A 19937-nucleotide genomic window follows, 5' to 3' on the forward strand; every position below is an offset into this window, starting at 1 on the left:
TATGACTTGAAAAAACGATCTTACCATATCAATGTCCATGGAGAAAGATGTGATCAGAGTTTTACAAATAAGACACCCGTTCCTTATCATTTTAGAAATTATTTTTCTGTCCCTTCTTTATACCAGCAGCTGTTTCGCAAAAGCATCCAGTTACCATCTGGAAGTCAGTTTTATCCCTGAACAGCGCCTTTTACATGGCAAAGCCACGATAAGTATTTCCAGCGGGAAAGAATGGCAGCTCTATACGGGGGGGCTCAGCATCGAGAAAATTATCCTCGAAGAAGACGGAAAGAAATCCTTTCCCCTTCCCCTACCCAAGAAAGACCATATAACCATGTATGCTAGCGAGAGCGACCTGAAAATCACGGTAATATACTCAATGCAGGTCTCTGAAGATGCGCAATTAAACCTTATCAGTCCGCATGGCATCGTACTCACCTCCAACTGGCATCCGCTCCCGCAGGAAGACATGCTTTTTTCCCTCCAGGCGACCCTACCCCTGGGATTTCAAGGAATATCGGAATCGGACATCCTCCCTGAACAGACAACAGATGGAATCATGAGGAGTTCATTTTCCCAGCCGGTACGGGCAATCCATCTCGCGGCAGGCCCATATCTGATAGAAAAAGAAACCATCCGGGAAGGCCTCTCTCTCTCCACCTGGTTCTTTCAGGAAGACCAGGAATTAAGCCGGGAATATCTGGATGCTGCCAAAAAATATATTCTCCGCTATGAACAGGAACTCGGCCCTTTTCCCTATAATCATTATGCAGTGGTTTCCAATCGCCTGCCAAGTGGTTTTGGCATGCCCACTTTTACCCTGCTGGGCCAGATGGTGCTGAGACTGCCTTTTATCAAAGCAACCTCACTGGGCCATGAAATTCTCCACTCATGGTTTGGCAACTCCATTGAGGTGGCAGAGGGCTCCGGCAACTGGTGTGAAGGTCTGACAACTTATCTTGCCGACTTCAGCTATGCCATCGACAGGGGAGAAGGTATTTCCCATCGCAAGGCCTCCATTGTCAACTATCAGAGTTACGTCCATCAGGAGACAGCGACACCTCTTATGGATTTTGGTTCCGCCAGTCATAATCAGCCAATGGCAAAAGCGAAGCGCGCTGTGGGCTATAACCGTTCTGCCATGCTCTTCCATCAACTTCGCGAAATCCTGGGAGCAGAGCACTTTATTCAGGGCCTGCGATTATTTGCCGAGTCCTTCAAGGGCCGTTCCGCATCTTGGCAGGACATTCAAAAACTCTTTGAACAAGAGGCAGGAAAAGACCTTACGGACTTTTTCAATCAACAACTCACGAGAAAGGATGCCCCGTCATTGGAAATTACGGATATCCACAGTAGCAGCAGGCAGGACACCTTCACCCTTCACTTTAGCATCAGCCAAAACAGTGAACAGCCTTACACTCTCAGGGTTCCCATTCAGGTTACAACGCCTGGTGGTACACAGCGTTTTATACAAGAGATCACTGAAAAGAAAACGGCTGTCAGCATTGACCTTGAAGAAGCACCTCTTTCATTCGTCATCGATCCTGAGTATGACCTGTTCAGAACACTTGAGCCCTCTGAGTTTCCTCCCGTCTGGTCCCGTTTTATGGGATCAGGCAACAGGCTGATAATCACAGGAGACGACTCAAGTCTGGCAGCATATGCTCCCTTCATACAATGGGCTGAGCAACAGGGCTGGAAAATTGTAGACCATAAATCGGTCACTAACCAACAGCTCTCAGAAAATTCTATCCTGTTTCTCGGTACAGAAAATACTGCCCATGATTCCCTCTTTGGGAAAGCACCGGTTATGGCTGCTGGTTTTCATCTGAGCGTACACAACAACCCTCTCAATGAAAAAGAAGTTTCAGTCCTTGTTCAAAGCAGCAACGGTGAAGAAACAGCTGCAGCCCTTCACAGGCTGCGCCATTATGGTAAATACTCTTCACTGGCTTTCCATAATGGGAGGATTCAGGACAAAAAAATCACAGCAAGTGATGACGGTATTAAGCACCTCCTGGAGACACTTCCAGAAGGTGGCTCTACAGGTGCTATCAAAAGCTTTGACCAGATTATCACAGAGCTTGCCGAAAAACGCGTCATTTACATTGGCGAAACCCATGATTCCATGGCCGACCACCTGCTTCAGTTGCGAGTCATTCAGGGATTACACACAAAGGGACTCGATCTGGCCATCGCCATGGAGATGTTTCCAACAAGCAGCCAACCGGCACTCGATAAGTATCTGCTGAAACAATCAGACGCAATGGGTGAGGCTGAGTTTCTTCGCCAGTCCAAATGGTTTGATGTGTGGCGCTACGACTGGCGACTTTTCAGACCGATATTTAACTTCTGCCGTAAACAGTCAATCCCGGTGTACGGGATCAATATTGACCGGAAAATTGTAAGCACCGTCTTCTCCGACGGAAACACGGATGCACTCAGCCCTGAACAGCTAAAAACCATCGCCGCAAAGAGAGATCTCGCCATTGAAGGCTATGTGGAACGTCTGCGTCTGGTGCACGGATTTCACGCAGAATCACCACATGGAAAAGAGAAAGGAATTTCAGGTTTTGTCCAATCCCAGGCCATCTGGGATGAATCCATGGCTGCAAACATTGCCGAAATCCTCCACAGCAATCCCAAGAAAACCGTTGTGGTTATTGCCGGATCTCAACATACCCGCAAAGACTCTGGTATACCTCCGAGAGTAGCACGCCGCATGGATGTTACTCAAAGCTCGGTCCTGAGTCTCAATGCGGATCGTTCAGCCACAGATCCAGCTATCCAGGCAGATTATTTTTTTCTGACCGATCCCCTCTTTCTCGAACCGAAGGGGAAAATCGGTGTCATCCTTGATCCCAAAAAAGACGAAAAAGGTACAGAGTATTTGCGAATCAGTGGCCTCAGTCATGCTGGAAAAGCAAAGGAAGCAGGACTCAGGGAGAATGACATCATCGTCAGCATCAATGGACAGCCTGCAAAAAATATGGAGGATATAGGGATTCTGATGATGGATTCAATGACAGGTGAGACTGTTAAACTCATTATTCAGAGGAAAAATGAGAAAGATGAAGCAGAGGAAAAGGAGATACGTGTCGAACTTTCCGATCTGACAAAACCCCCAAATCATCCATAGTCTCTAGCTAAAAACGAAAACTCCGGAAAGGAACTAAAATCACTCTTCTCTGTCCAGCTTCTCCATTAGCTCCTGCTGAAAGTCCTCATCACCCATTATTTTATTGGCAATGATCTTACAGAGAGCTCCGGTTACACTGTCATGATCCCCGGAGGCAACATTAACGGAGATCTCACCGTTCTCATCCGACTCCAGAATGAGAGCGGATTGATTTTCTTCAAGTTCCATTGTACCTGCTCCAAATTTTCAATTTTCTATTACGTTATAAAAAAAAAGAGACTCACCCTATTATCTAGTAAAAACATACTTTTCCTCACTGGAAAGATCCGAACGGAAGATGTACTCCTCCTGTTCAAAGTTTTTCAGTTCAGCAACACTCTGCACCCTGTTTCTCACAGCAAAGTCAACCATCATTCCACGAGCCCGTTTTGCGTGAATTGCTACGACTCGGTAGCTGTCCCCCTTGCGCTCCTTAAAATCAATCTGCTGTATGCTACCGCGTAAGTTCTTCTTTTTTATCACCCGACTGTATTCAGATGATGCCAGATTAACAAGAACAGGTTCTTTATGATCAGCAAGAACACTATTGACCTCGTCTGTGATTTTCTCTCCCCAAAATTCATAGAGATTTCCTCCCCGGTTATTCTCAAGACGACACCCCATTTCCAAACGATACGGCTGCATCAGATCCAGTGGTCTTAAAATACCATACAGACCGGAAAGAATACGAAGGTGATTCTGCATATAGTCAAGATTCTCTCTCCCATAGTCCTCCAAAGCTATCCTTGAATACACATCTCCCTGAAAAACAGTTATCGCAGGACGAGCATTCAGGGAAGTAAAGGGCATTTCAAAGGCATTGATTCGCTGCTGCGTCTGCAATGCTAACTGCTCACTCATTTTCATTAACTTGCCAAGTTCATCGAGTGACAGTTTTCGCAGTTCCTCTATCAGCAGTTCACTCTCCTGAAGCAGTGCAGGTTGACTCCCTTCTCTGCCAGGGGAGTTGTTAAAATCCTGCGTTTTTGACGGGGCTATGATCAGTAACATAATGAATAGTAATTCAAGTATGGTATATTTTGAAGTTGGGCATCAGTAACAAATGGCTCTCAACAGATGGCGTAATAACAACTTTACTCCTATCCTGTACCATCTCTTCAGTTCGCTTTCCAGATCGCATTAACCATCTGTAATGCGTGGCAAGTGGCAGTCACGTTGTGAACCCTTATAATATCGACACCAGAAGAGCAGGCTAGTGCAGAGACCACAGCCGTTGGCAGATCCCGGTTCTCCACATCAAGGCCGGTAATATCACCAATAAATCGCTTCCTGGAGTGGCCAAGAAGAAGTGGACAGCCAAGTTCTTTAAACTCAGCAAGGTGTTTAAGAATTGAAAGATTGTGATCAAGCGATTTCCCAAAACCGATACCGGGATCTAGAGTGATACGCCTGAGATCAACTCCATTTTCTCTTAGCCAGGCAAGCCGTTCCCCGAAAAACACTTTAATATCGTTGATCACATTCTCATAATGAGGTTTCACCTGCATATCTCCGGGTGTTCCCTGCATATGCATTATAATGACGGGAACGGATGTCTCCTGAACCAGCGCCAGCATTTTTGGGTCTTTTCTGAGTGCCGAAATGTCATTAATGATATCTGCACCCACGGCAAGAGCCTGACGGGCTACTTCGGCCTTAGTGGTGTCAATGGAGATTGGAATGGAATATCTGCCACGGATGGAGCGGATAGCTGGAATAACACGAGCAAGCTCCTCCTCTTCTGTAACCGGTTCAGCAAAAGGGCGTGTTGATTCTCCACCCACATCAATGATATCCACACCGGAAGCAAGAAAGGCCTCTACCTGAGAACAGGCAGAGGCCACAGAATCAAACTGACCGCCATCGGAAAAAGAATCGGGTGTCACATTCAGGATACCCATTATTTTCGGCAGGATCATGTTTACTCCTTTGTTTTGTCTTCAGTGGCTGCAGCACCCTCCTCAGGCTCTTCTAAATTCTCTGTTACAACACCTTCAGATTCTTGTTCTTCTTCACTTTCCGGAACAATTCCATCCGCTGATTCTTCGTCAACAGGAGATTCAGTAGCTTTTGAGGATTCTTTTTTACTTACTTTTGGCTCAGATTCCTTTACGGTTCGTTCGTACTGACCGGGACGAAGCTCGTCGAGAATATCTTCGATATCCTCAAGCATAATGGTTTCCTCCTCAAGCAGTTCTTCTGCCACCCGTTTCAAGATATCCATATTTTCAGTAAGCAACGCAACTACTTTCTCATTGGCCGCTCGTATTATCTGCTGCACCTCAAAATCTATCTTTCTCGCCGTGTCTTCACTAAAATCACGATGCTGACTGATCTCACGGCCCAGAAAAATCTGCTCTTCTTTCTTGCCATAAGCAAGGGGACCAAGTTCCTCACTCATTCCCCACTCACAGACCATCTTCCGGGCCATATTCGAAGCCCTCTCAATGTCATTTCCAGCCCCTGTTGTGATCTCATTGAAGACAAGTTTTTCTGCAACACGACCACCAAAAAGAATACAGAGAGTGTTCTCCAGAAACTTTTTGGAATGGGTATAACGTTCATCGGTGGGCAGCTGCATGGTAACACCGAGTGCTCTGCCACGAGGTATAATCGATACCTTATGAATAGGATCGGTATCAGGAAGCAGTCGTGCAACTATGGCATGTCCTGCCTCATGGTAAGCTGTAACCTCTTTTTCACTCTCAGTGATAATCATGGAACGGCGCTCAGCACCCATCATAATTTTATCTTTGGCACGATCGATCATTTCTTTATCAATCTTTTTGGCGCCGGAACGGGCTGCCATAAGAGCAGCTTCATTCACAAGATTTTCGAGATCTGCCCCTGAAAATCCCGGGGTTCCACGAGCTACGATCTCCATATCCACATCGGCTTTCATTTTGGTTTTTTTTGCATAGATCTCCAAAATCCTCTGACGGCCCAGGACATCGGGAACAGGTACAATAACTTGCCGGTCAAAACGTCCGGGGCGAAGAAGGGCAGGGTCAAGAACATCAGGCCTGTTCGTGGCTGCGACGATAATAACACCTTCGTTTGCCTCGAAACCATCCATTTCGACAAGGAGCTGGTTCAGTGTCTGTTCACGTTCATCATGACCGCCACCAAGACCGGCCCCACGATGACGTCCCACGGCATCAATCTCATCAATAAAGATAATACACGGAGCATTTTTCTTACCCTGAACAAAGAGGTCACGGACACGGGAGGCACCGACCCCCACAAACATCTCCACAAAATCAGACCCGGAGATGGTGAAAAAGGGCACATCCGCCTCTCCTGCAATAGCTTTTGCAAGAAGAGTCTTCCCGGTACCTGGAGAACCAGCAAGCAAAACACCCTTTGGAATACGTGCACCAAGCTTGGTAAATCTTCCTGGATCTTTCAAAAAATCAATTATCTCCTCAAGCTCTTCCTTGGCCTCATCAATGCCAGCCACATCTTCAAAAGTAACCTTGTGGTCACCCCTTTCAAGAAGTTTTGCTTTAGTTTTACCAAAGGAGAGGGCGCCCCCCTTACCACCACCCATCTGCATCTGGCGCATAAAAAAGATCCAGACACCAATAAGAAGCAACATGGGAAACCATGAGATAAAGAGAGTCATAAGCCATGAATCCTTCTGAACCTCTTTGACAGAAATATCCGCACCATTCTTACGCAAAATGGAAATCATCTCATTGTCATTGACCGGATACACTGCACGAAAGGCCTTACCATCAGTCATCCTTCCTGAAACAATATCACCTGCTATCTGTACCTGGGAAATTTCGCGACTCTCTACAGCTGCCACAAACTGGCTGTAGGTCAGCGACGTCATTTGTCCCTGAGGCTTATTAAACATATTAAATAGCAGGATCATGGTCAGACCAATAACCAGCCACATGGAAAGATTTTTATAAAAAGTATTCAACGATTCCTCCGCAACTCCGGATTTTAAAAGGGGTGATGCAACCAGCGCATCAAAAATTTAAGTAGCAGTCTCTAACAGTAAGGGCGGTAAAGCACTCTGTCGAGGGCAAGTGTATCTTTTTGTCAAAATAATAACAATTATCACAGACCATCTGATCAGTATATGCACCCTACAATACAGCTTTTATCTTTCGGGTAAAATACTGTACAGGCTGTACTCCAATTTCTTTTTCACGCATGGCCTTCATTGCCATTACTACTGCAACCGCACCTGTTGCGGTTGTGGTGTAGGGGATGTGAAGTTCGAGGGCAGCACGACGAATGGTATAGGAGTCTTCAGTGGTTCGTTTTCCCATTGAAGTGTTGACCACCCAGGATACCTGATTATCCTGCATTTTATCGAGAATATGCGGTCGTCCCTGCGAGATTTTATTCACCTGTCTACAGGCGATATCATGTGACTGAAGAAACTCTGCCGTTCCATCGGTGGCAACAATTTCAAAATCCATCTCCACAAGTGTTCTGGCAGGTCCAAGAATAGTCTCCTTATCACCATCGCGTACACTTATAAAAACGGTCCCGGAGGTTGGCAGTCTTGATCCTGCAGCCAGCTGGCCCTTGGCAAGTGCCAGCCCAAGGTCATCGTCAATTCCCATAACCTCGCCGGTTGACTTCATTTCTGGGCCGAGCAGGGTATCCACATTGTCAAAACGGTCAAAAGGAAAAACAGCCTCCTTGACAGCCCAGTGGTCGATCACCACCTCTCGGGTCAAGCCAAGCTCCTTAAGTGTTTTGCCCATCATGATCTTGGTAGCCACTTTGGCAAGAGGAACACCCGTCGCCTTTGAAACAAAGGGAACTGTTCTTGACGCCCGTGGATTCACTTCAAGGATATAGAGATCATCACCCTTCACAGCATACTGCACATTCATAAGGCCAATAACACCCAACTCAAGTGCCATGGCACGACTTGCCTCTTTTATCTCTGCAATCATTTCAGCAGACAGGGTGTGTGGCGGTAACACACAGGCAGAATCGCCGGAATGGATACCCGCCTCCTCGATATGCTGCATGATTCCACCAATGATAGTATCTTCACCATCACAGAGAGCATCCACATCCACTTCGATAGCATCTTTCAGGAACTTATCAATCAGCACTGGATGATCCGATCCTGCAATACCTGGAATGGCCATAAAAGAACGAATCTCTTCGTCATTATAGACAATACGCATATCTCGCCCGCCAAGAACATAGGAGGGACGGACAACAACCGGGTATTCAATTTTGTTTGCAACGGCAAGTGCCTCATCCACTGTGAAAACCGTATCGTTATCCGGTTGACGCAATCCCAGTTTTTGCAAAAACTGCTGAAAACGTTTCCTGTCCTCTGCCCTATCGATAGAGTCAGGAGGTGTTCCAACAATGGTTACTCCTTGCTCCTCAAGGGCTACGGCAAGATTCAAGGGCGTCTGACCACCAAACTGAACGATAACACCATCAGGCTTTTCAAGGTCAATGATGTTCAGGACATCTTCAAGGGTCAGCGGCTCAAAATAGAGTTTATCCGAAGTATCGTAGTCCGTGGAAACGGTTTCTGGATTGGAGTTTATCATAATCGACTCCACTCCAATCTCTGCGAGGGCGAAGGAAGCATGAACACAGCAGTAATCAAATTCAATCCCCTGACCTATCCGGTTCGGACCGCCACCAAGAATAACGATCTTCTTCCTGTCCGTGACAGCAGAAGCTTCATTTTCCTGCTCATAGGTAGAGTAATAATAGGGGGTGTATGATTCAAATTCAGCAGCACAGGTATCAACCAGTTTATACACCGGTTCTATCTCGAGAGTTTTTCTGAGTTCCCGGACATCTCCGTTTGATGTGCCAGTGAGAAAGGCAAGCTGGTGATCGGAGAAACCATACTCCTTGCAGCTCCTCAAAAACTCAGGAGTCAGGCCCTTAAAGCCTTTCTCAAGGATATCATTTTCTTTTACAACTATCTGTTGAAAATTATAGAGAAACCAAGGGTCAATATAAGTCAGTTCAAAAAGTCTCTCTATGGAAGTACCACGCTTCAACGCCTCATGAATATAGCTGATTCGTTTGGAATTTGGTTTTCTGAGCCCTGCTTCAAGGTCTTCCAGTTCCAGATGGGTAAGCACTTCCTTCCCATCTCCACCAAAACCAAATCGTCCGGTCTCAAGTGATCGCATTCCCTTCTGGAAGGCTTCCTTAAAGGTACGCCCTATGGCCATGGTCTCGCCCACGGACTTCATTGCTGTGCTCAGTACATCCTCCGCCTCTGGAAACTTCTCAAAGGTCCAGCGTGGAATTTTCACCACACAGTAATCAATAGTGGGCTCGAATGCAGCATAGGTCTCACGGGTTATATCATTTTTCAACTCGTCAAGTGTGTAGCCAACGGCTAGTTTTGCGGCAATTTTTGCAATGGGAAACCCTGTCGCCTTGGAAGCAAGGGCTGAACTTCTGGAAACACGGGGGTTCATTTCGATAACCATAAGCTCCCCGTCCACAGGATTAACGGCAAACTGCACATTCGATCCACCGGTCTCAACACCAATTTCCCGAATAATGGCGATGGAGGCATCCCGCATATTCTGATACTCACGATCAGTCAAGGTCTGGGCCGGTGCCACGGTGATAGAATCACCGGTATGCACGCCCATGGCATCAATATTTTCAATTGAACAGATAACAACCACATTATCCTTGGAATCACGCATCAGCTCAAGTTCATACTCTTTCCAGCCCAAAAGACTCCGCTCAAGCATGATTTCACTGGTCATGGAGAGGTCAAGCCCCGAGGATGCGAGGTCTTTCAGTTCCTGACGGTTATAGGCAACACCTCCACCAGTACCGCCAAGAGTAAAGCTTGGGCGTACGATGACAGGGAATCCTATATCATCTCCTGCCTGCATTGCAGCTTCAAGGGTATGAACAATATGAGATTTGGGAACATTCAGACCTATATTCTCCATGGCCTCCTTAAACTCTTCCCTACCTTCAGCTTTTTTGATAACAGCAATATTGGCTGCAAGCATCTCAACGTTATATTTTTCCAGCGCTCCAAGCTCTGCAACTTTAATGGCTGTATTCAATGCCGTCTGTCCACCAAGTGTCGGTAGCAATGCATCAGGTCGTTCCTTTTCTATTACCTTTATCACCATTTCAGGAGTGATTGGCTCGATATAGGTAAAATCAGCGAGCTCCGGATCGGTCATAATGGTAGCAGGATTGGAGTTAATAAGGACAACTTCATAGCCCTCTTCCTTCAACGCCTTCACTGCCTGGGCACCTGAATAATCAAATTCACAGGCCTGACTGATAATAATCGGACCGGAGCCTATAATAAGGATCTTTTTTATATCTGTTCGTTTTGGCATGGGATACGGTATCTTTTTTTTGTTTTACGTTAAATTGCTACTGAATGCCTATCGCATCATTTCGATAAATCTATCAAAGAGATACAGTGCATCATGCGGACCGGGCGCATGCTCCGGATGGTACTGAACAGAAAACGCCGGATATTTTCTATGGCGCATCCCCTCTACAGACCCATCATTCAGATTGATATGAGTCAGTTCCACATCATCGGGACTCAAGCTCTCCATATCCACGCAGAATCCATGATTTTGGGCGGTAATTTCAACCTTTCCGGTACTGAGATCCTTCACCGGCTGATTTCCTCCACGATGGCCAAATTTGAGTTTGAATGTGGAACCACCATAGGCAAGACCTAAAATCTGATGGCCGAGACAAATTCCAAATATCGGTTTTTTCCCCAGAAGAGCACGAACAGTTTCGACCACGCCCGGAACCCCTTCAGGATCACCGGGACCATTGGACAAAAATATTCCATCCGGATTCATTCCAAGTACGGTTTCCGCATTCGTTGATGCTGGAACGACCTGAACCTGACACCCCTTCTCTGTGAAGATTCGGGCCTGATTGTATTTCAGACCAAAATCAAAGGCTACAATCTTAAGTGGATTCTCAATACCTGACTGGGCTGTGGTAAAATCGGTTCCCGGAACCACACTATTATCGGCCCAGCCATAAGGTTCCTTACAGGTCACCCTGCTTACCATATCCTGGCCAACGATTCCAGTCCATTCACGGGCCCTTGCCACCAGAGACTCCGGATCAAGATCAACGGTTGAAACAATTCCCTTCATGGCTCCCTTTGTTCGGATATGGCGTACCAGTGCCCGGGTATCAAACCCTTCCACACCAAGAACACCATAATCACCTAAAAACTCAGCGAGTGTCTGTTCCGATCTGAAATTAGAGGGAAAGCCATTATATTCTTTTACGAAAAAGGCCTTCGGGTGAACCGAGTCAGACTCCATATCCGCCTTATTCACACCATAATTGCCAATAAGAGGATAGGTCATGGTGACAATCTGTCCGGTATAGGACGGATCGGTCAGGACCTCCTGATATCCACTCATTGAAGTGTTGAAAACGATTTCACCAATGGCCTCACCGGATCCGGTAAAGGAGCGCCCTTCAAACAGAGTCCCATCTTCCAGGGCAATCAATGCTTTCATATATTTCCCTTATTCTTTACTTCTTTCAGTAAACGCCCCAATCCTGCCGGAGCGTATGATAAATGAGTGATGACTGTGCAGATTGCTTCCCGACACGCACCTGGCACAACAGTACTGCTGGAACCGCGAAAACAGGAAGATACCAAAAAAAAATTACAATATTAAACTCAAGAATCCGGCTTGAGTCAACAGGAATCGGGAGAAAAAGGGTAAAACCCGATGAACAGGAATACCATTAAATCTTTTTTATGCTTTTTTATGGTTGGAATTTCCCTTCAATTTGGTATTGATAGACCCGACGAGCATACCCTGCGAGGTTTTTTTATTCCCCTCCCCCTTTCCAGAAGGAGAAATCATGCATAAAATAGGAACTTTATTAATCGCAACACTATTGCTACTCTTTACATTAATTGGAGATAACCTGATGGCTGAAAATAAATTAGCGGACGGCATGTATGCCAAATTCGTCACCAATAAAGGTGAAATCATCTGTGCTCTTGAATACAACAAAACCCCGATCACCGTAGCCAACTTTGTCGGTCTTGCCGAAGGTACTAAAGAACTGGGTGGCGGAGCAGGAAAAGCAGGTGTTCGTTTTTATGATGGCCTTACCTTTCATCGTGTCATTGGTGATTTCATGATCCAGGGTGGTTGTCCCCTTGGAACCGGCACAGGTGGCCCTGGTTATACCTTCCCCGACGAGATTGATCCAACCCTCAAACATTCCAGCCCTGGAATACTGTCAATGGCCAATGCAGGCCCTGGAACCAATGGTAGTCAGTTTTTTATCACCCATGTTCCCACCCCGCACCTTGACGGCAAGCACACTGTCTTTGGTCATGTGGTTTCAGGCATGGATGTAGTAAACAAGATCCAGAAGGATGACAAAATCGAAACCATCGAAATCATCCGCGTAGGAGCTGACGCAGAGGCATTTAAAAGCGATCAGGCAGCCTTTGATGCACTTCTTGCCAGCCAGGAAGCGCGAGCAAAAGAAAAAGAACTTGCAGCAATGGAAGAGGCGATGGAACTTATCAACGGCAAGTATCCAGATGCCATCACAACCGCTTCGGGCCTCAAGTATGTAGTCGTTGCAGAAGGTGAAGGCAACACTCCAGCAGCTGGAGCAATGGTCAAGGTTCACTACACCGGAACATTACTCGACGGCAGCAAATTCGATTCTTCCGTTGACCGCGGCACCCCTATCGAATTTCCCGTAGGACAGGGACGAGTCATTAAAGGGTGGGATGAGGCTCTTCTCACCATGAAAAAGGGTGAGAAGCGTGTCCTAATTATTCCTGCAAATCTAGGTTATGGACCATCGGGACGCGGTCCTATTCCACCAAATGCCACCATGATTTTTGATGTGGAGTTGATTGATTTCTAAAGAGTGAATCATTCGTTTTTTTTCGTGAAATAAAAGCAAAAGGCCTGACTGGATAGTGTTTCCGGCCAGGCCTTTTTTTAGTCTCATGTAACAGGATTCACTTCGATATATAGGCGCTGCAGGTCAAGGTTGAAATCTTGCGAAAATACAAAAAAGGGGAAAAGATGAGCAAAACAGAGGGGAGAAGCTGATGATCAAGGTCAATTGCGGACGATGTTTGCGGCAGCTACTGTGGCGTGGAGTGTTTGCGGTTGCACTGCTGGCGCTACCTTTTCCATTGTGGGCTGCGGATTGGAGCCCATTGTCTGATACAGGCCAGAATAAATGTTACGATGCACAGGGTGCTGAAATTGTCTGCCCGACAGCCGGACAGCCTTTTCTGGGGCAAGATGCACAGTATCAGGGAGCAACTTCTGTTTTTCGGGATAATGGCAACCAAACTGTCAGCGATCAGCAGAGTGGTCTGATGTGGATGAAATCCAGCGATGATATAGCTCGCAGATGGCAGGATGCTATCACCTACTGCAACGAACGTGTCTTTGCAGGTCATGATGACTGGCGCCTGCCCAGCAAATTCGAACTGGAGTCCATCGTCAACTATGGTCGATCGTTTCCAGCTGTTAATGAAGTTTTCAGTTGTCCGGGGTCATTTACCTGGTCGAAGACCGTTCACGTGGGCAACCCTGAGTACGCGTGGAGTGTCTACTGTGACGATGGCGCTGATCATTGGGTTCACAAAACAAACACCTATTCCGTCCGTTGTGTTCGTAACGAACGATGAAATTTGATTTCTTTCATTCTTTTACACTCATTATGGCCTTCCTGCTCAAAGAAGTATACTGGTCGTCTCATCAATTCACCTCATTATCCACAGGACACAAAATATGCTACTAAAACAGACCCAACCTGACATTCGGCGTCCCCCCCGACCTTTCATGCAGAAAAGAAGTGCACGAATCATCATGGGGAGCACTCTGCTGCTTTCAGTCTTTGTTCTCTTTGGCTCACTTGCGCATACCATAGGCCCCTACACTGCCCGAATCAACACGGTTATTGACCAGGGAACCGGCCTGGAGTGGCAAAAAAACAGTACCGGAATACCCCACACCTGGCAGAATGCACTTCTCTACTGTGAAGATTTATCTCTTGACTCAAAAACCGACTGGCGAGTCCCCAATATCCGCGAGTTAAAATCTCTTGCTGACTACAGCAGATACTACCCAGCAATTGATCCGGTTATCCCCAGTGAGTCATCAGTCTACTGGTCAGCCACCACCGCCGTAACACGTTCTCCAACGAGCGCATGGACGGTCTTTTTCGGTAATGGCGATGACATTTGGGCAGATAAGAGCAAAACACACTACGTTCGTTGTGTTCGTTCTGAGTCCTCAGGTCAGTAGTAATGCAAAGCAACAGGAGTTAACATGAGGCCGTGACAGATATCCCTGGAAACCACAGGATCAGCTTCAATACAGTCTCTTTCAGGTCAAAGGGGAGAAAACAACACTGTTCAATACTTCAAACCAACGCGTTCTCGTACCAGATCAAGAGTGACCATAGCCTTTTCCCTTGCTCGAATTGCACCTTTTCGTAAAACAGTTCGAATCATTTCTGGATCAGCCATGTATTCTGCTTTTTTCTGACGAGCCTCAGCATAATAGTCACTAATCAGCTCGAGAAGTTCGAGCTTTAAATACCCATAGGCCGCACCACCATTAACATACAGATTTCTTATTTCCTGGAGACGCTCGGGTGTTGCAAAGAGTTTAAACAGAGCAAAAAGATTACACTGGTCAGGATCTTTTGGATCCTCCACGGGAATTGCGTCGGTTGCGATCGCCATCACTTTTTTCTTCAGCTGCTTGCCTTCAAGAAAAATAGGGATGGTATTCCCGTATGATTTTGACATCTTCTGTCCGTCAAGCCCGGGGACAATGGCTGTGGTATCACTGATAAAAGGCTCAGGCACCACAAAGGTTTCACCGAAGGTATTATTGAATTTCTGGGCGACATCCCTTGCGACCTCAAGGTGCTGCTTCTGATCCTTGCCAACAGGAACCTGATCCGCCTGATAGAGGAGGATATCAGCCGCCATAAGTACTGGATAGGAAAACAGGCCATGGCTGGCATCAATTCCCTTGGCTACCTTATCTTTGTATGAATGACAGCGTTCCATCAACCCCATTGGAGTGACAGTGGATAATATCCAGGCCAACTCACACACCTCGGGAACATCCGACTGTACCCAGAATGTACATTTTTCAGGATCAAGCCCAAGTGCCAGAAAATCAGCGGCAGCCTCAAGCGTTCCCGCAGCAAGTTTTTCTCTATCATGGACGGATGTGAGTGCGTGAAGATTAACGATAAAGACATAGAGATCGGAATTCTCCATGTTGGAAATCATGGTTTTCATCATCCCAAAATAATTTCCTATATGCAACTGGCCCGAAGGCTGAATACCTGACAAGACTTTCATGATTATATTTATGCGTTAAGTTAACATTTTTTGATTTTCGTTTCCAACCATCTGCCTTTCGAATTCCGGCTCGAGCATACTACCTCAGGTGAAAACGAAAAAAAAGGGGGAATCTGAATTTCATCGGATTCCCCCTTTTCACTCACTGCCTTCTTTCGCAGACAGGTGCTCAGCTGACAAAATTATTTTTTATCATCATCCTTTACTTCTTCGAAGTCAGCATCAACAACATCATCATCCTGTTTTGCTTCTCCAGCGTCAGCTGAACCGGCTCCTTCAGGTCCTTCCTTGGAGGCTTGAGCATACATAATTTCAGCAAGCTTGTGGGACGCCTTGGTCAATTCTTCGATGGCAGCATTGATAGCATCGGTATCATCACCTTCAGCGACCTTCTTAACGTTTTCGATCTCTCTTTCCACATTGCTCTTGGTCTCGGCATCCACCTTGTCACCAAGGTCTTTCAGCGACTTCTGAGAGGCATGTATGAGACCATCGGCATTATTCCTGGCTTCGACCAGTGCCTTACGTTTCTTGTCTTCCTCAGCATGCTCCTCAGCATCCTGTTTCATCTTCTCGATCTCAGCCTCGGACAGACCGGAAGAGGCTGTGATACGGATGGATTGTTCCTTATTCGTACCAAGATCCTTAGCAGAAACATGGAGAATACCATTGGCATCAAGATCAAAAGAAACCTCAATCTGAGGCACGCCACGAGGCGCAGGTGGAATGTCGGAAAGCTCAAAGCGACCGATAGTCTTGTTATCCTGTGCCATTTCACGTTCACCTTGGAGCACATGGATGGAAACAGCAGGCTGATTATCAGCGGCTGTTGAGAACACCTGACTCTTTTTCGTGGGAACCGTGGTATTTTTCTCGATCAGCTTGGTGGTAACACCGCCAAGAGTCTCAATACCGAGTGAAAGAGGTGTAACATCGAGGAGCAATACATCTTTCACATCACCCTGAAGAACACCACCCTGAATAGCAGCACCGATGGCCACAACTTCATCGGGATTCACGCCCTTGTGAGGCTCCTTACCAAAGATCTCTTTTACTTTCTGTTGAACTTTCGGCATCCTGCTCATACCACCGACAAGTATTACCTCATCGATATCAGATGCAGAGAGACCAGCATCTTTCAAAGCTGTAACACAGGGAGCAACAGTGCGATCAACAAGATCATCGACCAGGGACTCATACTTGGAACGACTCAATTTGATATTCAAATGCTTTGGACCCGTGGCATCTGCGGTAATAAATGGCAGATTAATATCAGTCTCTGTGGTGGTGGAAAGTTCCATTTTGGCCTTTTCACCTTCTTCCTTCAACCGCTGGAGAGCCATTTTGTCGTTACGAAGATCGATTCCCTGCTCACGTTTAAACTCATCTGCAAGCCAGTTCACGATACGCATATCAAAATCTTCACCACCGAGAAAGGTGTCACCATTTGTAGCCTTCACCTCAAACACACCATCGCCGATCTCAAGGATGGAGACATCAAAAGTACCACCACCAAGATCGAATACTGCTATTTTCTCTTCGCCCTTTTTGTCGAGTCCATAGGCAAGTGCCGCCGCTGTGGGCTCATTAATGATACGCTGCACATTAAGTCCGGCAATCTTACCGGCATCTTTTGTTGCCTGACGCTGGGCATCATTAAAGTAAGCGGGAACGGTAACAACAGCATCGGTTACTTCCTCTCCGAGATATTCTTCAGCAGTCTTTTTCATTTTGCCAAGAATCATGGCCGAAATTTCGGCAGGAGTATAGTTTTTTCCTTCAACTTCAATAGCTGCACTGCCATCCTTTCCTTTAATAATCTTGAAAGGACTTACCTCAACTGATTTCTGTACTTCACCATCGCTAAAATTTCGACCAATCAGACGCTTGATGGCGAACAGGGTACGTTCCGGATTCGTCACGGCCTGACGTTTTGCCACCTGGCCAACCATACGCTCATTATTATCTGTAAATGCGACAATGGAAGGCGTAGTACGATTCCCTTCCACATTGGCGATAACGGTTGGGTCACCACCTTCCATAACAGCCACACATGAATTTGTAGTTCCTAAGTCAATTCCAATTATCTTTCCCATGACATTCTCTCCTTATATCGAAACGTGAAACCGCCTCCGCTTTACTTTGGCGATATCTTCCATTTTCCGTTTTTTTCTGTTTTATAAAAACTCTTTTTAAAATCGGTACAACACTTGCTACAGTGCTCATCATCCTGATTTTGTCAAGCAACTGATTACTTCTTCTTGAAAATTTCCCTGCCATTTACTTCTTATCTCCTGCCGAAACAACCACCTTGGCAGCCCGAAGGAGACGATCTTTGTACTGATACCCTTTTTCAAACTCAGTCAGTATGTGATTTTCCGGAACCGTATCACTGGGTTCCATTGTCAGGGCTTCGTGATTTGTAGGATCAAAAGCCTCCCCTAAACTTTTGATTGGGGTTACTTCAAATTTTTCAAGGGTGGTGATAAGACTTTTCAAGGTCAATTGCACACCTTCACGAAGAGATGACAAGCCTTGCTCAGCCTCAATACCTTCCATCTTACTCTGAGCGACTGCACGTTCAAGATTGTCGACGGTGGCCAGGACTTCCTTGAGAATTGGTTCACCTGCATACTTCAGGGCCGTAGCCTTATCCCGTATCATTCGTTTTTTATAATTATCAAATTCTGCTGCTATACGCAGCATCTGATTTTTTTGTTCCGCTGCATCAGCAAGTGCGGCCGCCAACTGTTTTTCAAGTGAATCTTCCTCAACAGCCTCCTCCACTTCGGGAATATTTTCACCGATAGACTCAATGTCATCCAGAATCTCTTCCTGCTTATTTTCTTCGCTCACCAATTCCTCCATATAAGGTATAGGCAAAGGGCAGGGCCAGACGGTCCCCCCTCGCCAGCATTCATTCAAAAAATAGTATTGCTTTACAATTGCATCAACAATAAGTAGCACTATTTTCTTGTCAAGTGGCCACACCGCCCCTTTTTGCCTTTCATCTTGGATAAAAAGACAATATAGTATTCGATATTATTTCCTATTTTTATTGTATGGAGAACAGAATCAATGGAATTTGAACCAAAATGGATTGCCTGGGAAATCACCAGGCGTTGTAACCTTAAATGCGTACACTGCAGATCCTCCTCGGAGCTTGCAATTGAAGGGCACCCCGATTTTTCTTTTGACGAAGCCAAACGGGTCATCGATGATATTGTCTCTTATGCCTCTCCCGTCATCGTCCTCTCAGGTGGAGAACCACTGCTTCGGGAAGATGTTTTTGATATTGCCAAATATGGTGAGTCGAAGGGGTTACGAATGTGCCTGGCTACAAACGGCACACTGGTGACAGATGATATCTGTAAGAAAATAGTCGACGCCAGGATTAAAATGGTATCGTTAAGCCTGGATGGTGCAAAAGCCGAGACCCACGACAACTTTCGAAATCAGGAGGGAGCATTCGATGGAACCATGAACGCCATCAAACTCTTCAAGGAACATAACATCCCCTTTCTCATCAACTCTTCCTTCACCATTCGCAATCGTAAGGAGATACCTGAAATTTATAAACTGGTGAAGGGACTTGGGGCTACAGCATGGTATATGTTTATGATCGTACCCACTGGCCGTGGCGAAGATATCATGGAAGAACTTATCCCCATTGATCTCTATGACGAAATCCTGGAGTGGCATTACGAGATAGAAAAGAATGACGACGAACTCCTTACCCGGCCCACCTGTGCTCCCCATTATTATAGAATAGTACGTCAAAAGGCCAAGGAGGAGAACAGCTCCTTTAAACGCCGTAACCTGAAATTCTCTACGGGTGGTTCCAAGGGATGCCTGGCCGGGCAGCTTATCTGCCTCATCGATGTGGACCTTGATGTGCTCCCCTGCAGTTATTTTCCAAAGTCTGCCGGAAATCTTTACAAACAGTCCTTTAAAGAAGTATGGGAAGACTCCAAGCTCTTTGCCGAGATGCGCGATTTTAAAGGATACAAGGACAACTGTGGATCCTGCGAATATGTCAATGTCTGCGGTGGCTGCAGGGCTCGTGCCTATGCCATGACCGGGGATTATCTGGCACAGGAGCCATTCTGCAATTATATCCCACGTAGTATCAGGGAAAAAGAATAAAGGGTGCCTTGCAAAATTAGTATTTTCGTTTCAAATCGAAGTGTGAAAAAAATTACCGCAGGTATATATCGTATATTCTGAAGATATAATTTTTCACGCAACAAAGAGTTGAGGGGAAAAGGCAATTTTTCAAGGTAGCCTAAACACATAAATCATTAAACAAAAACCTACAAATCAAAGAAAACTTGTTCAGCAATACTCATCTTCACTCGATTGAGCCGCTGATGAACAAGTTGGGAAAGGAAC

The 19937-nt window shown here is 46.1% G+C and carries 15 protein-coding genes; 5 read left to right on the forward strand and 10 right to left on the reverse strand.

The window, feature by feature from the left end; translation table 11 throughout:
• The first annotated feature begins 49 nt into the window (after nt 1–49).
• On the forward strand, nt 50–3139 hold the full coding sequence (locus UWK_RS17980; RefSeq protein WP_015402348.1) for a ChaN family lipoprotein: 3090 nt from the start codon (nt 50–52) through the stop codon (nt 3137–3139).
• A 39-nt stretch (nt 3140–3178) separates the two neighbouring features.
• On the opposite strand, the gene UWK_RS00315 is transcribed toward UWK_RS17980, so the two are convergent.
• The 6 genes from UWK_RS00315 to carA all read right to left on the reverse strand — a co-directional run bounded on the left by UWK_RS00315 (nt 3179) and on the right by carA (nt 11682).
• Nucleotides 3179–3367, reverse strand: a complete 189-nt coding sequence (locus tag UWK_RS00315; protein ID WP_015402349.1) for a hypothetical protein — start codon at nt 3365–3367, stop codon at nt 3179–3181.
• Nucleotides 3368–3427: 60 nt separating this feature from the next.
• Complete coding sequence (gene yaaA, locus UWK_RS00320) at nt 3428–4189, reverse strand: peroxide stress protein YaaA (RefSeq protein WP_015402350.1); 762 nt, start codon at nt 4187–4189, stop codon at nt 3428–3430.
• Between the two features lie 107 nt (nt 4190–4296).
• Nucleotides 4297–5097, reverse strand: coding sequence for a dihydropteroate synthase (gene folP / locus UWK_RS00325; RefSeq protein ID WP_015402351.1), 801 nt, complete (start codon nt 5095–5097; stop codon nt 4297–4299).
• A 2-nt stretch (nt 5098–5099) separates the two neighbouring features.
• Nucleotides 5100–7109 carry an ATP-dependent zinc metalloprotease FtsH gene (gene ftsH / locus UWK_RS00330; protein WP_015402352.1) on the reverse strand — a complete coding sequence of 670 codons (2010 nt, stop codon included), beginning with the start codon at nt 7107–7109 and terminating at the stop codon, nt 5100–5102.
• A gap of 169 nt (nt 7110–7278) precedes the next feature.
• On the reverse strand, nt 7279–10515 hold the full coding sequence (carB, locus tag UWK_RS00335; protein ID WP_015402353.1) for a carbamoyl-phosphate synthase large subunit: 3237 nt from the start codon (nt 10513–10515) through the stop codon (nt 7279–7281).
• A 48-nt stretch (nt 10516–10563) separates the two neighbouring features.
• Entirely contained in the window at nt 10564–11682 is a 1119-nt protein-coding gene (gene carA / locus UWK_RS00340; RefSeq protein WP_015402354.1) for a glutamine-hydrolyzing carbamoyl-phosphate synthase small subunit, read from the reverse strand.
• A gap of 355 nt (nt 11683–12037) precedes the next feature.
• On the opposite strand from carA, the gene UWK_RS20010 reads away from it, so the two are divergent.
• The 3 genes from UWK_RS20010 to UWK_RS00355 all read left to right on the forward strand — a co-directional run bounded on the left by UWK_RS20010 (nt 12038) and on the right by UWK_RS00355 (nt 14469).
• Nucleotides 12038–13069, forward strand: coding sequence for a peptidylprolyl isomerase (locus tag UWK_RS20010; protein WP_015402355.1), 1032 nt, complete (start codon nt 12038–12040; stop codon nt 13067–13069).
• Between the two features lie 190 nt (nt 13070–13259).
• Nucleotides 13260–13850, forward strand: coding sequence for an Lcl C-terminal domain-containing protein (locus UWK_RS00350; protein ID WP_015402356.1), 591 nt, complete (start codon nt 13260–13262; stop codon nt 13848–13850).
• A gap of 103 nt (nt 13851–13953) precedes the next feature.
• The gene (locus UWK_RS00355) at nt 13954–14469 is read left to right on the forward strand and encodes an Lcl C-terminal domain-containing protein (protein ID WP_015402357.1); all 516 of its coding nucleotides are present in this window, start codon (nt 13954–13956) and stop codon (nt 14467–14469) included.
• A 110-nt stretch (nt 14470–14579) separates the two neighbouring features.
• On the opposite strand, the gene trpS is transcribed toward UWK_RS00355, so the two are convergent.
• The 4 genes from trpS to UWK_RS00375 all read right to left on the reverse strand — a co-directional run bounded on the left by trpS (nt 14580) and on the right by UWK_RS00375 (nt 18401).
• Nucleotides 14580–15545, reverse strand: a complete 966-nt coding sequence (trpS, locus tag UWK_RS00360) for a tryptophan--tRNA ligase (protein WP_015402358.1) — start codon at nt 15543–15545, stop codon at nt 14580–14582.
• 182 nt (nt 15546–15727) lie between these two features.
• Nucleotides 15728–17641 (reverse strand): molecular chaperone DnaK, encoded by a 1914-nt coding sequence (dnaK, locus tag UWK_RS00365; RefSeq protein ID WP_015402359.1) that lies wholly within the window; start codon nt 17639–17641, stop codon nt 15728–15730.
• Complete coding sequence (locus UWK_RS00370) at nt 17619–17825, reverse strand: hypothetical protein (protein WP_041916247.1); 207 nt, start codon at nt 17823–17825, stop codon at nt 17619–17621. The genes dnaK and UWK_RS00370 overlap by 23 nt, the downstream gene beginning before the upstream one ends.
• Nucleotides 17826–18401, reverse strand: a complete 576-nt coding sequence (locus tag UWK_RS00375; protein ID WP_228130026.1) for a nucleotide exchange factor GrpE — start codon at nt 18399–18401, stop codon at nt 17826–17828.
• Nucleotides 18402–18623: 222 nt separating this feature from the next.
• Here UWK_RS00375 and UWK_RS00380 point away from each other — a divergent pair, with 222 nt between their 5' ends.
• Complete coding sequence (locus UWK_RS00380; protein ID WP_015402361.1) at nt 18624–19691, forward strand: radical SAM/SPASM domain-containing protein; 1068 nt, start codon at nt 18624–18626, stop codon at nt 19689–19691.
• Nucleotides 19692–19937: the final 246 nt, after the last annotated feature.

The organism is Desulfocapsa sulfexigens DSM 10523 (assembly GCF_000341395.1).
GTDB lineage: Bacteria > Desulfobacterota > Desulfobulbia > Desulfobulbales > Desulfocapsaceae > Desulfocapsa > Desulfocapsa sulfexigens.

Coding starts and splice junctions, on each gene's coding strand:
- UWK_RS00315 (WP_015402349.1), bottom strand. CDS start 3,367: ATGGAACTTGAAGAAAATCAATCCGCTCTCATTCTGGAGTCGGATGAG.
- yaaA (WP_015402350.1), bottom strand. CDS start 4,189: ATGTTACTGATCATAGCCCCGTCAAAAACGCAGGATTTTAACAACTCC.
- folP (WP_015402351.1), bottom strand. CDS start 5,097: ATGATCCTGCCGAAAATAATGGGTATCCTGAATGTGACACCCGATTCT.
- carB (WP_015402353.1), bottom strand. CDS start 10,515: ATGCCAAAACGAACAGATATAAAAAAGATCCTTATTATAGGCTCCGGT.
- carA (WP_015402354.1), bottom strand. CDS start 11,682: ATGAAAGCATTGATTGCCCTGGAAGATGGGACTCTGTTTGAAGGGCGC.
- UWK_RS20010 (WP_015402355.1), top strand. CDS start 12,038: ATGCATAAAATAGGAACTTTATTAATCGCAACACTATTGCTACTCTTT.
- UWK_RS00350 (WP_015402356.1), top strand. CDS start 13,260: ATGATCAAGGTCAATTGCGGACGATGTTTGCGGCAGCTACTGTGGCGT.
- UWK_RS00355 (WP_015402357.1), top strand. CDS start 13,954: ATGCTACTAAAACAGACCCAACCTGACATTCGGCGTCCCCCCCGACCT.
- trpS (WP_015402358.1), bottom strand. CDS start 15,545: ATGAAAGTCTTGTCAGGTATTCAGCCTTCGGGCCAGTTGCATATAGGA.
- dnaK (WP_015402359.1), bottom strand. CDS start 17,641: ATGGGAAAGATAATTGGAATTGACTTAGGAACTACAAATTCATGTGTG.
- UWK_RS00370 (WP_041916247.1), bottom strand. CDS start 17,825: ATGGCAGGGAAATTTTCAAGAAGAAGTAATCAGTTGCTTGACAAAATC.
- UWK_RS00380 (WP_015402361.1), top strand. CDS start 18,624: ATGGAATTTGAACCAAAATGGATTGCCTGGGAAATCACCAGGCGTTGT.